At 71.8% G+C, this 14,987-nt stretch carries 14 protein-coding genes and 1 pseudogene; 9 read left to right on the forward strand and 6 right to left on the reverse strand.

Going from position 1 to position 14,987, the window contains the following annotated elements:
- Positions 1 to 35 precede the first annotated feature (35 nt).
- Positions 36 to 2,126 (reverse strand): S9 family peptidase, encoded by a 2,091-nt coding sequence (locus tag J1C73_RS08455; RefSeq protein WP_372446666.1) that lies wholly within the window; start codon positions 2,124 to 2,126, stop codon positions 36 to 38.
- 209 nt (positions 2,127 to 2,335) lie between these two features.
- On the opposite strand from J1C73_RS08455, the gene J1C73_RS08460 reads away from it, so the two are divergent.
- From J1C73_RS08460 to J1C73_RS08495, 8 genes are all read left to right on the forward strand, one after another.
- The gene (locus J1C73_RS08460; protein WP_073736631.1) at positions 2,336 to 2,530 is read left to right on the forward strand and encodes a hypothetical protein; all 195 of its coding nucleotides are present in this window, start codon (positions 2,336 to 2,338) and stop codon (positions 2,528 to 2,530) included.
- Between the two features lie 83 nt (positions 2,531 to 2,613).
- The gene (gene mshB, locus J1C73_RS08465) at positions 2,614 to 3,513 is read left to right on the forward strand and encodes an N-acetyl-1-D-myo-inositol-2-amino-2-deoxy-alpha-D-glucopyranoside deacetylase (protein ID WP_207315796.1); all 900 of its coding nucleotides are present in this window, start codon (positions 2,614 to 2,616) and stop codon (positions 3,511 to 3,513) included.
- Positions 3,510 to 3,956, forward strand: a complete 447-nt coding sequence (locus tag J1C73_RS08470) for a DUF6113 family protein (protein WP_207315797.1) — start codon at positions 3,510 to 3,512, stop codon at positions 3,954 to 3,956. The genes mshB and J1C73_RS08470 overlap by 4 nt, the downstream gene beginning before the upstream one ends.
- Positions 3,957 to 4,131: 175 nt before the next feature.
- Positions 4,132 to 6,258 carry a hypothetical protein gene (locus J1C73_RS08475; protein WP_207315798.1) on the forward strand — a complete coding sequence of 709 codons (2,127 nt, stop codon included), beginning with the start codon at positions 4,132 to 4,134 and terminating at the stop codon, positions 6,256 to 6,258.
- A 193-nt stretch (positions 6,259 to 6,451) separates the two neighbouring features.
- Positions 6,452 to 7,390 (forward strand): ABC transporter ATP-binding protein, encoded by a 939-nt coding sequence (locus J1C73_RS08480; protein WP_207315799.1) that lies wholly within the window; start codon positions 6,452 to 6,454, stop codon positions 7,388 to 7,390.
- Positions 7,384 to 8,139 carry an ABC transporter permease gene (locus J1C73_RS08485; RefSeq protein WP_207315800.1) on the forward strand — a complete coding sequence of 252 codons (756 nt, stop codon included), beginning with the start codon at positions 7,384 to 7,386 and terminating at the stop codon, positions 8,137 to 8,139. Before J1C73_RS08480 ends, J1C73_RS08485 begins: the two co-directional genes overlap by 7 nt.
- Entirely contained in the window at positions 8,136 to 9,314 is a 1,179-nt protein-coding gene (locus J1C73_RS08490) for a sensor histidine kinase (RefSeq protein ID WP_207315801.1), read from the forward strand. The genes J1C73_RS08485 and J1C73_RS08490 overlap by 4 nt, the downstream gene beginning before the upstream one ends.
- Positions 9,311 to 9,922 (forward strand): response regulator transcription factor, encoded by a 612-nt coding sequence (locus J1C73_RS08495; RefSeq protein WP_207315802.1) that lies wholly within the window; start codon positions 9,311 to 9,313, stop codon positions 9,920 to 9,922. The genes J1C73_RS08490 and J1C73_RS08495 overlap by 4 nt, the downstream gene beginning before the upstream one ends.
- A 70-nt stretch (positions 9,923 to 9,992) precedes the next feature.
- Here the strand turns inward: J1C73_RS08495 and J1C73_RS08500 are convergent, their stop codons facing one another.
- Both J1C73_RS08500 and J1C73_RS08505 read right to left on the reverse strand, forming a co-directional pair.
- Positions 9,993 to 10,676 carry a response regulator gene (locus tag J1C73_RS08500; RefSeq protein WP_207315803.1) on the reverse strand — a complete coding sequence of 228 codons (684 nt, stop codon included), beginning with the start codon at positions 10,674 to 10,676 and terminating at the stop codon, positions 9,993 to 9,995.
- Entirely contained in the window at positions 10,673 to 11,890 is a 1,218-nt protein-coding gene (locus tag J1C73_RS08505) for a sensor histidine kinase (RefSeq protein WP_207315804.1), read from the reverse strand. The genes J1C73_RS08500 and J1C73_RS08505 overlap by 4 nt, the downstream gene beginning before the upstream one ends.
- 69 nt (positions 11,891 to 11,959) lie before the next feature.
- On the opposite strand from J1C73_RS08505, the pseudogene J1C73_RS08510 reads away from it, so the two are divergent.
- A pseudogene (locus J1C73_RS08510) lies at positions 11,960 to 12,241 on the forward strand (ATP-binding cassette domain-containing protein); the annotation flags it as partial.
- Between the two features lie 205 nt (positions 12,242 to 12,446).
- Here the strand turns inward: J1C73_RS08510 and J1C73_RS08515 are convergent.
- The 3 genes from J1C73_RS08515 to J1C73_RS08525 all read right to left on the reverse strand — a co-directional run bounded on the left by J1C73_RS08515 (position 12,447) and on the right by J1C73_RS08525 (position 14,856).
- A complete protein-coding gene (locus J1C73_RS08515) occupies positions 12,447 to 13,238 on the reverse strand; it encodes a class I SAM-dependent methyltransferase (RefSeq protein WP_207315805.1) in 792 nt (263 codons plus the stop codon).
- 13 nt (positions 13,239 to 13,251) lie between these two features.
- Positions 13,252 to 13,608 carry a transposase family protein gene (locus J1C73_RS35915; RefSeq protein WP_207315806.1) on the reverse strand — a complete coding sequence of 119 codons (357 nt, stop codon included), beginning with the start codon at positions 13,606 to 13,608 and terminating at the stop codon, positions 13,252 to 13,254.
- A 255-nt stretch (positions 13,609 to 13,863) separates the two neighbouring features.
- Complete coding sequence (locus tag J1C73_RS08525) at positions 13,864 to 14,856, reverse strand: L,D-transpeptidase (protein WP_207315807.1); 993 nt, start codon at positions 14,854 to 14,856, stop codon at positions 13,864 to 13,866.
- Between the last annotated feature and the right edge of the window lie 131 nt (positions 14,857 to 14,987).

Raw genomic sequence — 14,987 nt, forward strand, 5'->3', positions numbered from 1 at the left:
CTACCAGCCGCCGCCCGGCTGGTAGGGGACGGCCCTCAGGCTGCCGGGCCCGCCAGCGACCGCTTCAGGAAGTCCACCTGGAGCAGCAGCAGGTTCTCCGCCACCTTCTCCTGCGGGGTCATGTGGGTCACCCCGCTCAGCGGCAGCACCTCGTGCGGCCGCCCCGCGGCGAGCAGCGCCGACGACAGCCGCAGCGTGTGCGCGACCACCACGTTGTCGTCCGCGAGGCCATGGACGATCAGCATCGGCCGCACCTGTTCGGCGGCGTGCGACAGGCCCTCGTCGGTGACCAGCGAGTTGTACGCGTACACCTCGGGCTGGGTCGCCGGGTCGCCCAGGTAGCGCTCCGTGTAGTGGGTGTCGTAGAGCCGCTGGTCGGTCACCGGGGCGCCCACGACCGCCGCGTGGAACACATCGGGCCGCCGCAGCACGGCCATGCCCGCCAGGTACCCGCCGTACGACCAGCCGCGGATGGCCACCCGGTCCAGGTCCAGCGGGAACCGCTCGGCGAGCGCGTGCAGCGCCTCGACCTGGTCGTCGAGGGTGAGGGTCAGGTTGTTCCTGACCGCCTTCTCCCAGCCGGGTGAACGGCCCGGGGTGCCCCGGCCGTCGGCGACGACCACGGCGAATCCCTGGTCCGCGAACCATTGCGAGGTGAGATGCGTGTTGTGGGTGGCGACCACCCGGCGGCCGTGCGGCCCGCCGTACGGATCCATCAGAACCGGAAGCGGACCATCCGATTCCTTGTAGCCGGTGGGGAGCAGCACGGCGCACGGAATTCGCCGTGCGCCCCCTTCGGTGAGCTGCGCCCGGACGGACAGAACCGGCTGCTCCGCGTGGTTCGCGACGGTGGCGATCCGCTTCCCGTTCCGGAGCACCTGGGCGGTCGTTCCGGGCCGGTCCGGAGAGGTGGAGACCAGCACCGACACCCCGCCGGCCCGGACCGCGGAATGTACGCCCGCGCCCTCCGAGACCCGCTCCACGCCCAGCTCGTTGACCCGGTAGACATGGCTCTCGCCGATGTCCGGCACGGCCGCCCGCTCACCCGCCGACGCCGTCACCAGGATGTCCGAATCGCCGATGTCCAGGACCGCCTGGATCTGCAACTGTGCCCCGGTCAGCAGCCGGTCGCCGACCGCGAGGACCCGCGCCCCGCCCTCGTCCGCGATCCGCACGAGCCGCCCGTCCGGCGCCCAGGCCGGCACCCCCGGGAACAGGTCCAGCCAGACCGGGTCCTCGTCGACGTGCACCGTCCGGGTCGTGCCGGTCTCCGGGTCCACCGCGAGATGGAGCTGGCTCTGCTGGTCACGGGCCTGCACGAGCAGCAGCGGCGCCCCGTCCGACGACCAGTGCACCCGCGCCAGATACGGGAACCGGTCCCGGTCCCACACCACTTCGGTGCGCTCCCCGGCCAGGTTCACGACGAAGAGCCGCACCACGGCGTTGGGCGTCCCGGCCGCCGGGTACGCGACCTCGGCGGGCTTGCGCTCCGGGTGCGCGGGGTCGGCGATCCACCACCGCCGCACCGGGCTGTCGTCGACCCGGGCGACGAGCAGCCGGTCCGACTCCGGCGACCACCAGAAGCCCCGCGAGCGCTGCATCTCCTCGGCCGCGATGAACTCCGCGAGGCCGTAACCGACCTGTGCGTCCTCCGGCTCCGCGAGCGCCCTGTCCTCCTCGCCCCCGGCCCCCACGACGCGCAGCGCCCCCTTGGACACGTATGCGATGTGTCGCCCGTCCGGGGAGGGGCGGGGATCGATCACCGGGCCGGGCACGGGCAGCGCGCGCGCCGTGCCCGCCCGCAGGTCGGCGACGTACACCTTCCCGGAGAGCGCGAACGCCGCCAACTCGGCTGCGGCGTCCACCGCGTAGCCCACGATCCCCGACGACCCCTCACGGCTCCGCTCGCGCCGGGCCCGCTCCTGCACCGACAGCCGCTCCGCCGAACCGCCCAGCAGCACCGCGGGATCGGCCACCACCCGCTCCTGCGGGGTGCCGTCGCCGGCCAGGTCCAGCACCCAGAGCCGGCCCGACCGGTCGGTGCCCGACCCCGAGCGAAGGAAGATCACCCGCTCACCATCGGGTGACACGGTGAACGCGCGGGGTGCGCCCAGGGTGAACCGCATCGTCCGGGCCGACTGCAGGGGATAGGTGATCTCTGACGAAGTCATGTGCCGAACCTATCGGCCGCCCCCTGTCCGTGCGCCCCTCGTGCTGCTGTGCCCCGATCAATGCCCTGCCACGGATAGTTATGATCCGTAGCGCTCGGTGGGTATGAACCTGCTGGCTCCATGCGTGCTGCCCGTCCCGACCGTACTGATGGAGGTGAACCGCCGTGGCACTCTCGATTTCGGCGGTGGTGCTGCTGGCGATCGTCGTCTTCCTGCTGGTCCGGAAGTCCGGACTGAAGGGCGGACATGCGGTGGTCTGCATGCTGCTCGGTTTCTATCTCGCCAGCTCGTCCATCGCGCCCACCATCTCCGAGGTGACGACGAACGTGGCGGGCATGATCGGAGGACTCAAATTCTGAGAGCGGCAACCGTCCGCGGCTCGTCGGCGCCCGGCCTGTGGGCGCCGTCGGCCATCGGGGCCGTCGGCTCGTAGGGTGGCCCCATGACGGACCTTCCTGCCCGGCGTCTGCTCCTGGTGCACGCGCACCCCGACGACGAGTCGATCAACAACGGCGCCACCATGGCCAGGTACGCGGCCGACGGCGCCCTGGTAACCCTGGTGACCTGCACGCTCGGCGAGGAGGGCGAGATCATCCCGCCCGCGCTCGCGCACCTCGCCGCCGACCGGGACGACTCCCTGGGGCCCTGGCGGGAGGGCGAACTCGCGGCGGCGATGAAGGAGCTGGGGGTCACCGACCACCGCCTCCTCGGCGGCCCCGGCCGGTACCGCGACTCCGGAATGATGGGTGCCGAGCAGAACCACCGCCCCGGCGCCTTCTGGTCCGCCGACGTGGACGAGGCCGCCGGGTACCTCGTGGAGGTGATCCGCTCGGTCCGCCCCCAGGTCCTGGTCACGTACGACCCCGACGGGGGCTACGGGCACCCCGACCACATCCAGGCGCACCGGGTCGCGACGCGCGCGGCCGAACTGGCCGCCGACCCCGCGTACCGCGCGGGCTCCGGCGCCCCGCACACCATCGCCAAGATCTACTGGAACCGGGTGCCGCGCACGGTCGCCGAGGAAGCCTTCGCGCACCTGCGGGCCACCGCCCCCGACACCTTCCCGGGCATCGCCGCGATCGGCGACGTACCGGGTGTGGCGAACGACACCCTGATCACCACCGAGATCGACGGCACCGACCACGCGGAGGCCAAGGCCGCGGCGATGCGGGCGCACGCCACCCAGATCGCGCTGACCGGCTCCTTCTTCGCCCTGTCGAACGACCTGGGACAGCCCGTCCTCACCACCGAGTACTACGAGTTGGTGAGCGGCGTCCCGGGCGCCGCTCCGGGGGCGCGGGAAGACGATCTCTTCGCCGGTGTGACGGGAGCGGACCAGTGAGCGGCGGCAGGCAGCGGGCCGCGCGGACCAACGCACCTCCGAGGGACATTCCGGCCACCGGTCTGGCCGCTCCTCTCAACCCCCGCCGGATCGCCCCCCTGCTGGGCCTCGCGGTCCTCGGCGCGGTCGTCGGGATCGCCGGAACGCTGGTCCAATCCGCTTGGTTCCCGGGCGGGTTGCTGCTCTCGCTGCTGGCGTCCGCCGGGCTCTTCTACGGTGGCCGTGTCCTCATGGGTACGCAGCCGGGCGCCCTGGCACCCGCCGCGGGGTGGCTGATTTCGGTCATTGTTCTGCTGGGCGGACGCCCGGAAGGCGACTACGTCTTCGGTGATGAACTGGGCCTTGCCCTCTTCATGCTGGGCGGGATGGTCGTCGCTGTGATCTGTGCCACCATGTCGCGGTCACCCCAACCGGGTGCCGACAGCGGCCGACCTGGCAAGTAATGTGCCACGTCCGATCCCGTAATGCCCCCTGTCCGTCCGGGGGGTGCGCAGTCGTTTCCCCCGGTCGCGGGGTGTCTGTCGGCCGCGGCCAGTAAGGTGGTTCGCGCGCCGAGCCGTCCCCTGCCCTGCGGCACGGGGGAAGTACGGGCGGCGGAGCCAATCGGGAGAACCTGCTTTGAGTCGTGAAACTGACAGTTCGTCCTCCGGGCCCCAGGGCCGCGGGGGAGCCGCGTACCCCTCGGGTACGCCGCCGTACGGATCCCGCCAGTATCCGTCGCTGCACCCTTCGCAGGATGCCCCGGAGGAGACTTCGGAGCGTGCGGATCCGCCCCGGCCCGAAGAGCCGAGGACGGAGACGACGCTGACGACGCGTATCCGGATCAACATCCCCGGCTCGCGTCCGATCCCGCCGGTTGTCATGCGTACGCCCATGAGCGACGCGGACGGCGGCCCGGGCAACGAGCGCACCGGCAACATCCCGCGTCCGGGCCCCTCCGCGTCCAACGGCGCGCAGGGGGCATCCGCCGCACCGGGGCCCGAGGCCAGGGACGGGTCCGCCTCCGCGGCGGAACCCGCTGCCGACAAGCCGGCCAGGGAGAAGAGCGGCAGCGACTGGTTCGCGCCGCGCAAGGCCCCGGCGGGCGGCTCGGCCGACGCGTCCGCGAACGGCGCGACGGGCAAGCCGTCGTCCGGCGGCGGTACGAACGGTGCGGGCTTCTCCGCCACCGGTCCCGGTAACGGCGGTACGAACGGTGCGGGAGCCGACCGGGCCACCCCGCCCGCCGGCCCGCGCGCGGATCTGCCGTACTTCTCGGACGGCCCGCAGCGCGCGGGCGAGCCGCTCGCGTCCGGCTCCGACGCGTTCGGTGCGGACGGCCCCGGCGGGCCGCGCTCCACGCCGAACCTCGGTATCCGTACGCCGGGCCCCTCCGGACCCACCACGGGACCGGCCGGCGGCACCTCCCCGCTCACCCCGAACCTCGAAGGTCCCGGCCCCTTCGGCTCGGGACCGGGCGGACCGCAGGCGCCCGGCGGCCCCGGTGGCGTACCGCCGCGGATGTCCGACGACACCGCCGTCCTCACGCCGCAGTTCCCGCCCGCCGGACCCGGCTCCGGCTCCGGTGACAACGTCTCGGGTGACACGCTGACCAGCGGCATCCCCGTGGTGCCTTCGGAGCGCCGCCCCTCGGGGCCCCAGTCGCCGTTCCAGGGTCCCGATCTCACCCCGCGGGTCCCGGACAACCCGATGGGCACCGGACCGGCCGGCCCGGGAGGGTTCGCCGCCCAGGCGCCCGAGCCCGCGGCCCGTACCGCTGCGGAGCCCGCCGCGGCGAAGGCCCCGGCGAAGAAGGGCCGTTCGAAGCTGGTCCTGCTCTGCGTGGCCGCCGTCTGCCTGCTCGGGGTCGCGTACGGCGCCGGGCTGCTGATGAACCACTCCGACGTCCCCAAGGGCACCACCGTCCTCGGCGTCGACATCGGCGGCGGCACGAAGGAGGACGGTGTCGAGAAGCTGGACGCCGCTCTGGGCGCACGGGCCAAGACCCCGCTCAAGCTGAGCGTGGACGGCAAGGAGACGCAGCTCGCACCGGACAAGGCCGGACTCGCCCTGGACAGCCAGGCGACCGTGCGCTCCGCGGCGGGCAGCGACTACAACCCGGTCTCCGTCATCGGCTCGCTCTTCGGCGGCAAGCGCGACATCGAGCCGGTGATCCCGGTCGACGAGGAAAAGCTCGTGGGCGCACTGACCGACCTGGCCGGCGCCTCCGGTACGGCCAGCAACGGCACCATCAAGTTCGAGCCGGGCAAGGCCGTCGCCGTACCGGGCAAGGCGGGCAAGGCGCTCGACGCCAACCAGTCGATGGGCTCGGTGCGCGACGCCTACCGCGCCCAGGTGGAGACGGGCAAGGTGGCCACCGTCGAGCTGCCCGTCACCGCTCGCGAGCCCACCATCAACCAGGCCGAACTGGACCGGGCCATGAAGGCGTTCGCGGAGCCCGCGATGTCCGGTCTGATCACGATCAAGGCCGGGCCCAAGCAGATCCAGTTCGGCCCGGCCAAGTCGCTGCCGAAGATCCTCTCGATGGTGCCGGTCGACGGTGGCACCAAGCTCGTCGACCACTACGACAAGAAGGCCATCGACACCCTCTGCGAAGGCGTCTTCGACGGCATCATGATCACCAAGGGCGACGGTACGAAGCACCAGCTCAGCGCCGACGACGTGGCCTTCGCCATGCGGGGCGCGCTGCTGGGCAAGACCCCCGCCGACCGGATCGTCACGATCGATCTCGGCGGCAACGGCTGACACCGGACCGCACCCGCACGGCGCCGCCCCCGACCGGATCCCCGGCCGGGGGCGGCGCCGTCCGAGGCCGTCCCCGCGGCCTCCGGCACCCGGCGCCGCCGCGGCCGTCACACCTACGGCATGACATCTGTCATCCCGGATTCACGACCCGTGACCCTGCCGGGCGCGCACCCCGCTCCGCCAGGCTGGACCCATGACAACGACAGCCCCCGAGGCCACCCAGGCGAAGACCGCCGTGGTCAGCTTCGACCAGGTCAGCAAGGCATACGGCGACGTACGCGCCGTGGACGGGCTCACTCTCGACCTGCACCCCGGCGAGACCGTGGCGCTCCTCGGGCCCAACGGCGCGGGCAAGTCCTCCGCCCTCGACCTCCTCCTCGGCCTGCGCACCGCCGACTCCGGGACGGTCCGGCTCTTCGGTACGACCCCGCAGGCGGCCATCGCGGCCGGCCGCGTCGGCGCGATGCTGCAGACCGGCGGTCTGATGGAGGAGGTCACGGTCGAGGAGCTGGTGCGGCTCGTCTGCGCGCTGCACCCCAAGCCCTACCCGGTGACCGACGTGCTGGCGCGGGCCGGTATCGCCTCGATCGCCGGCCGCATGGTCAACAAGCTGTCCGGCGGCCAGGAGCAGCGCGTGCGGTTCGCCCTCGCCACCGCCGGGGCCAACGACCTGATCGTGCTCGACGAGCCGACCACCGGGATGGACGTCACCGCCCGGCAGGCCTTCTGGGCCACCATGCGTGACCAGGCCGACCAGGGCCGCACCGTCCTGTTCGCCACCCACTACCTCGAGGAGGCCGACGCCATCGCCGACCGCGTCCTGGTCCTGCACAAGGGCCGGATCCTCGCCGACGGCACCGCGGCCGAGATCAAGGCCAGGGCCGGGGCCCGCCGGATCTCCTTCGAGCTGGAGGGCCCGGCCGACGAAGAGGCCCTGCGCGCCCTGCCGTTCCTTTCCACGCTCGACATCAGCGGCCACCGGGTCCGTATCCAGTCGCACAACGCCGACGCGACCGTGCACGCCGTCTACGGCCTCGGCCTCTACCCGCGCGAGCTCGAAGTCGCGGGACTCGGACTGGAGCAGGCCTTCGTCGCCATCACCGAGGCCGAGGAGGCCAGGACCGCATGCTGAATCTCTTCTCGTGGGCCCTGATCAGGCTCGAAGTGACCCGCACCCTGCGGAACAAGAAGTTCATGTTCTTCTCGGTCATCTACCCGTCGGTGCTCTACGTGCTGATCTCCAGCACCCAGAACACCACCGACAAGGTGCCGCACACCGAGCTGACCCTGCAGTCCTTCTTCATGGTCTCGATGGCCTCCTTCGGTGCGCTGACCGCCGTCCTGATGGGCAACAGCGAGCGCATCGCCAAGGAGCGCGAGAAGGGCTGGGTCCGCCAGCTCCGGCTGACCGCGCTGCCCAGCCGCAGCTACGTACTGGCCAAGATCGCCAGCGCCGCGATGGTCACCCTGCCCTGCATCGTGGTCGTCTTCCTCGTCGCCGCGTCCGCCAAGCACGTACGGTTCGACCTCTGGCAGTGGCTGGCCCTGACCGGCCTCATCTGGGCCGGTTCGCTGGTCTTCGCCGCCCTCGGAGTCGCCATCGGCTACATCGCCAGCGGCGACGCGGTCCGCCCGATCACCATGATCATCTACTTTGTGCTGTCGATCCTCGGCGGCCTGTGGATGCCGACGTCGACCTTCCCGCAGCGGATCCAGAACATCTCCGAGTGGCTGCCCACGCACGCGTACGCCGCACTCGGCCAGGCCGTCGAGACGGGCGGGGCGCCGCATGCCAAGGACGTCGCCATCCTCTGCGTCTACTTCCTGCTCTTCGCGGGCGGTGCGGCCTGGCTCTACCGGAAGGACACCCTCAAGGCGTGAACGAGGACGAGATGTCCGTGGGCATCGGTCGCCCGCCGGAGAACCGCAGGCAGGCGGCGGTCAAGGGCCTCTGGGTCGGCGTCTGGCTCGCCTTCATGGGTGCGCCGGTCAAGGACCTCGCCGACGGTGCCCACACCTCGTGGGCGACCGCGCTCGGCACGCTCGGGCTGGTGGTCTTCGTCGGCTGCTACCTGGTCTTGGTCTTCCGCCTGGCCCCGAAGACGCTCAACACGGTCCAGGTCCGGATCGCGCTCGCCTTCCTGAGCGGCCTCGCCGTCACGCTGTCCCTGACACTCGGCCCCCCGTGGCTCGTCCTGTTCGTGTACGTCGCGGTGTCCGCCGGGGCCACCCTGCCGCTGCGGACGGCCCGCTGGATGATCCCCGTCGTCACCGCCGCGCTCGTCGGCATCGGCCTGACCGGGGACCATCCCCGCGAGATCATCACGGCCCTGGTCTTCCCGGCCCTGCTCGGCGGCTTCTCGATGACCGGCATCCGGCAGATGATCCACACCACGATCCAGCTCCGCGAGGCCCGCGCCACCGTCGCCCAGCTCGCCGCCAACGAGGAACGGCTGCGGCTGGCCCGGGATCTGCACGATCTGCTCGGCCACTCCCTCTCGCTGATCACCCTCAAGAGCGAACTGGCCGGGCGGATGCTCCCCGACCACCCGGAGCTGGCGGCCGCGCAGGTCGCGGACATCGAACAGGTCAGCCGCCAGGCCCTGGTGGACGTACGCGGCGCCGTCACCGGCTACCGCCGTCCGACCCTCCCCGGTGAACTGGCCGGCGCCCGCACCGCCCTGGCCGCCGCCGGGATCACCGCCGATGTCCCGGCCGAGCCCCCCGAGGACCTCCCCGAGAAACCGGAGGAGGTGCTCGCCTGGGCGCTCCGGGAAGCCGTCACCAACGTCGTACGCCACAGCGGCGCCCGGAACTGCAAGGTCGGTCTCGCCCCGCGCCAGACCCTGGACGGGCGGATCCTCGAACTCACCGTCGCCGACGACGGCCGCGGCGCCAGCGGTACGACGCCCGGCAACGGCCTCACCGGCATCGCCGAGCGACTCGCCACCGTCGACGGGACGCTGGCCATCCGGGCCGCCAACTCCCGTTCCGGGAAGGGCTTCACCCTCGCCCTCAGCGTGCCGCTCGAATCCGGCCTGGGATCCCGGGAATGAGCATGATCAGACTCCTCCTCGCCGAGGACCAGTCCATGGTGCGCGAAGCCCTCGCCGCGCTCCTCGGCCTGGAACCCGACATCGAGGTCGTCGCGCAGGTCGCCCGCGGTGACGAGGTGCTGGCCGCGGCCCGGGAACACGCTGTCGACGTGGCGCTCCTGGACATCGAGATGCCCGGCATGACGGGCATCGAGGCGGCGGCCGGGCTGCACCGCGAACTCCCGGGCGTCAAGGTCGTCGTCGTCACCACCTTCGGCCGCCCCGGCTACCTCCGCCGCGCGATGGAGTCGGGCGCCGACGCGTTCCTGGTGAAGGACGCCCCGGCCTCCCAGCTCGCCGAAGCGGTACGCAGGGTGCTCACCGGCGAACGCGTCATCGATCCCACCCTCGCGGCCGCCGCCCTCGCCGACGGGGCCAGTCCGCTGACCGACCGGGAGCGCGAGGTGCTGCGCTCGGCGGCGGACGGTTCGACCAACGCGGAGATCGCCGCGGCGCTGCACCTCTCCCAGGGCACGGTCCGCAACTACCTCTCGATGGCGATCCAGAAGATGGCGGCGCGCAATCGGGCCGAGGCGGTTCGGATGGCGCGGGAGAAGGGCTGGCTCTAGCGGGGCGGCGGCGAGGCCGGGGTGGTGGTGCCTCGGGGCGGCGCCTCGGAGCCCGCCGGGGCCGGTTGCGTCACCGGGTCGGTGACACCAGTCCCGCCTCGTACGCGATGATGACCAGCTGCACCCGGTCCCGCGCGTCGAGTTTGGCGAGCAGCCGGGTCAGATAGGTCTTCGCGGTGGCGACGCTGATGAACAGCCGCTCCGCGATCTCCGCGTTGGACAGCCCGCTGCCGACCAGCACCAGCACCTCGCGCTCCCGTTCGGTGATCGCGGTGAGCGGCCGCTGCGGCGAGGCGGAGGCGGGGCGGCCCGCGAAGTCCTTGATCAGCCGCCGGGTGACGCTCGGTGCGATCAGGGCGTCCCCGGCCGCCACCACCCGGACCGCCGCCAGAATGTCGTCCAGCGCCATGTCCTTGACCAGGAACCCGGCCGCACCGGCGCGCAGCGCGCCGTACACGTAGTCGTCGTCGTCGAACGTCGTCAGGACCAGCACATGCGCGGTTCCGGACCCCGCGGTGATCCGTTCGGTGGCCTCGATGCCGTTCAGCCCCGGCATCCGGATGTCCATCACGACGACATCGGGGGCCAGTTGAGCCGTCAGCCGGACCGCCTCGTCGCCCGTTCCCGCCTCGCCCGCCACCTCGATGCCGGGGAGGTCGGCGATGACCATGCGCAGTGCGGCCCGCACCAGCGGCTGGTCGTCGGCGAGCAGCACCCGGATCGGGTCCGGGGCCGTCCCGTCCCGGTCGTTCATGCCGCGTCCTCCTGCGGCACCGGCAGCCGGGCCGTCACCCGGAAGCCGCCCTCCGGGCGCGGGGCAGCGGTGAACTCGCCGTGCAGCAGGGCGACCCGCTCCCGCATCCCGGCCAGCCCGAACCCGGTGTCCGCGGCCTTGCCGGGGCCCCGGCCGCCGTCCGCGACCTCGATGGCGAGCTCCTCGGGGCCGTACTCGACGGACACCCGGCAGGAGCCGGTGGCGGCGTGCCGGACCACGTTGGTCACCGACTCCTGGATGATGCGGAACGCCGACAGGTCGATGTCCGGTGGCAGCGGCCGCCGTTCACCCCGCCACCGCACGTCGACCCGGACCCCGGCCGCGGTCGTGGCCCGCGCCAGCCGGTCGAGGCCGGCGAGCCCCTCCGCCGGGTGCAGCGGCGCCGCCTCCCGCTCCGGCCCCTGGAGCCCCGGCCCGTCCTGGCGCAGCGCGCCGAGCATCCGGCGCAGCCCCGACAGCGTCTCCCGGCCCGCGGTCTCCACCGCGCTCATCGCCTCCCGGGCGGCGTCCGGCTGGGTGTGCACGACCCGGGCGGCCGCACCCGCCTGGAGGGCGATGATGCCGACGCTGTGCGCGACCATGTCGTGCATCTCGCGAGCGATGCGCAGCCGCTCCGCGATGATCGCCTGAGCGGCCGCCTTCGCGGCCAGGCTCTCGTCGTGCTTGCGTGCCTCGTGCACCGAGCGGCCGACCAGCCAGGCGACGACCGCGGTCAGGGCGACGGCCAGCTCGGCCGAGGTGCCGACGTTCCACCGGGCCACCACGCGGACGGCCAGGAATCCGATGAGGGTGCCGAGCGCCATGGCCAGGGCGATGTTCCCGGTCCGGCGCGGCCTGGTCGCCGCGACGAAGTACAGCGCGACGTCGGCCGCCAGGAACTGCGCCAGCGGAATCTCGCCCACACTCAGCGAGAGCGTGGCGAGCGCGGCGGCGCCGAGCACCATCGCCAGGGACTTCAGCGGACGCCGCTCCAGCAGGACACAGCCGTGTGCCAGCAGCGCCGCGGCGAGCACCTGTGTCAGCAGACCGTCCCACCGGTAGAGGATGACCCCGGGCAGGACGGACGGCTCCTGCTCGCCGGGCAGCCGGGCACGCATGAGGAAGCTGAAGACCACCCCCGCGCACCAGGCGGCCGCCACCCACAGACCCGGCGGCACACGCTTGAGCAGGGGCAGGGAGGGCGTCGCGGACATGGGGCGATCGTAGCCACCGCCCCTGGGGCCGGCATCGGACCACGGTTGTACACCCGTGGTCGACACCCGGAAGTGGGCCTCGCCGGAGCCGCCCGCCGTCGCATCGGCGGCTTCTCGCTCGGGATGCGCCAGCGGCTCGGCATCGCCACCGCGCTGCTCGGCGACCCGCCGGTGCTGCTCTTCGACGAACCGCTCAACGGCCGCGACCCGGAAGGCGTGCTGTGGGTCCGCGGGCTCTTCCGGTGGCTAGCCGCCGAGGGCCGCACGGTCTTCGTCTCCAGCCACCTGATGACCGAGACGGAGCACACCGCCGACCAGCTCGTCGTCATCGGCCGCGGCGAACTCTTCTCTGAACTGCTGAAGGCAGCACGGCAGCTGCCGGTAAACCAGTGCCATTTTCGTGGACGGACCTCATAGCTTGTGCGTTCGTGACTGGTGATCCGAAGATGCGCCCAAATCGACGCGACCTCGGACGAGTGTTCAACGAGGTGCCGGAGCTCTACGACCGGGTCCGGCCGGGATACCCCCGACGAGTTGTTCGCGGACCTTGGCGCCGTCAGCCCGGCTTGACCGCCAGCGTCGCAAAATAGTTCGACATGTATTGAGCGGATGCGTTGGATTGGTGCGGCGCTTGCGCGAAGCCGGTGAGGACGAACCCCGCGGCGAGTTGCCCGCCGATCTGGTCGGTGAGGGTGTGGCTGTATTCAAGAGCGGCATCCGCGCCGAACTTCGTGGCGCGTTCCTCGGCGGAGTACTGCGTGACATCGCTGTAGGGCAGCTTGTGCACGACGATCAGCTCGCCGCGCTCGTCGAGCGCCTCGTGGTCGAACAAGTACACATCAGGGTTGAGGAAGCCCACGAGCAGAGTTCCGCCCGGTCGCAGGACCCGGAAGCACTCACGCCACACCGGTGCCAAGTCCGGTACGAACAGGTTAGAGACCGGATGGAATACGACGTCGAATGTTGCGTCGCCGAAGGCGCTGAGGTCGCGCATGTCGCCTAGGACGGTGCGCAGCTCGAGTCCGTCGCGCGCCGCCACCATCTGGTCCTGGCCGAGCTGGCGGGGTGAGTTGTCGAATACGGTGACCCGCGCCCCTGCGGCGGCGAGGATCGGACCCTGCTGGCCACCGCCGGAGGCCAGGCACAACACGTCCTTGCCGGTCAGGTCCGTCGGCAGCCAGGAGCGGTCGACTGGCTCACGCCCGATGAGAACAATCGACCAGTCGCCCATGCGGGCGCGCTCGACATCCTCAGCACTCACCGGCCTCGACCACTCGTTGCCCTCTTGGACATACTTGTCCCAGGCTGCCCGATTGTGGGCAACGGGGTCGACAACAATGTCCTGCACGTTTAACTCCCTGCTACAGCCAAGCGGACACCTGCGGTACTGACAGTTCGGTGCCGCTAGCCAACACGATTGCAGGGTGCGGGCTCAACGAAATTAGCGGGCATCGAGGTGTCCACGGCGAGCGACGCCGGCACGCCAGTTCGTCGCAGCGCCAGCGGCGCTTGGCCCACACCAGCCGCGGTCGGCGGCCACCGACCGACAGGTCACGCGGCCGGGGCAACCGCCGGCCCTTCGACCGCCGCGCCCGGGGCAACCGCCGGCCCTTCGACCGCCGCGCCCGGGTGCCGCAGTCTGGGCAGTGGCGTGCCCGCTCGTCAGCGGTGACCAGGTGCACCACCGGCCCGTCGGTGTCGTCGGCGACCCCGACCACGGCCAGGCCGTCAAGCAGGGCCCCGGCGTTTGCCTGGCTCGTCCGGTTTGATCACGTGATGCCGTAGAGGCCGAGGACGAGGGGCCGTTCGGCGTGGGCTCGGCGGGCGGCGGCGGTGTTGACGCGCCCGGCGAGCTTGAGTTGCCCTGGCCCCGCACGGCTGAGCCGCGCGGGTACACGCACGGCCGCCCGGCAGGCAGGGTCCAGGACCCTGCCTGCCGGGCGGTTCGTTCACAGCGGGTCTCGCGGCACGCCTCAGAGGGCGGCCGTGGTCTGCTCGCCGCTCGCGCTCCCGGCCAGCCACTGCGACCAGGACAGGTTGAAGGAGGCGTAGCCGTTGTCGGCGGCCGCCTTGGCGCGCGGGGAGCCGGTGACGGTGATGGGGTCGCCCTGCTTGACCTGGCCGTAGAACCACTTCGCGTCGGAGAGCGAGAGGTGGACACAGCCGTGCGAGCCGCGGGCGCTGCCGCTGCCCGGGTTGGTGTCGCCGGTGGAGAAGTGGACGTAGGTGCCCGACTGGGTGAGGTGGATGTCCCAGGGCAGGGTCAGGTCGTAGTAGTTCGCATTGCCCTTGTCGCAGCTGATGCCGACGCTGCAGGACGTCATGTGGACCTTCTCCTGCTTGTCGATCACCGCCATCGTGCCGTTCCAGGTCGGGTACTCGGCGCTGCCCGCGTTGATGGAGAGCGTCCGCACCGGGGCGCCGTTGCGGGTGACCTTCATGGTGTGACCGGTGACCGAGGCGTCGGCCCGGACGTCGTCCCCGATGGTGAAGGAGTGGGTGTAGCCGTGTGTGCCGTAACGGCCGCTGCCGTTGGAGACGTCCTTCAGATTGGCGTCGATGCGCACCTTGGTGCCGGACTTCCAGTAGTTCTGCGGACGCCAGTCGACCCGCTTGTCGCCCATCCAGTGCCAGGCACCGGCCGTGGGGACCGACGCGGAGACCTTGAGGTGCTTCTCGATGTTCGTGCGGGCCGAGGTGGCCACCGGGTTGGTGAAGACCACGGAGACCGGCATGGCGACGCCGACCGTCGCCTTGTCCAGCGGCGCGATGGTCTCCAGCAGCATCGGCGGACCCGAGGGGTGCGTGTGCGACGGCGACGGGTGAGCGCTCGCGGACGCCCCGCCCTTGGCGCCCCCGTTCTTGGAGTCGGCCGATGCCGATCCCTTGCCGCCGCAGGCGCTCGTCCCCGCGAGTACCGCACTGACCAGCAACGCGATCCCTATAACGCCCTTGCCCCGCCGCATGTCCTGCTCCACTCGCGTCACTACTTCAAGGATTCAACATTTATAGAGACATGGAGTTGCCCGGCGCGGTTGCGGGCGGTGCGTAAAGCGCGTGCCAAGTTCGCGGCCGGTCCGGCGTTGCGGGAGCCGGG

The organism is Streptomyces laculatispora, from assembly GCF_017353455.1.
GTDB classification, from domain to species: domain Bacteria; phylum Actinomycetota; class Actinomycetes; order Streptomycetales; family Streptomycetaceae; genus Streptomyces; species Streptomyces laculatispora.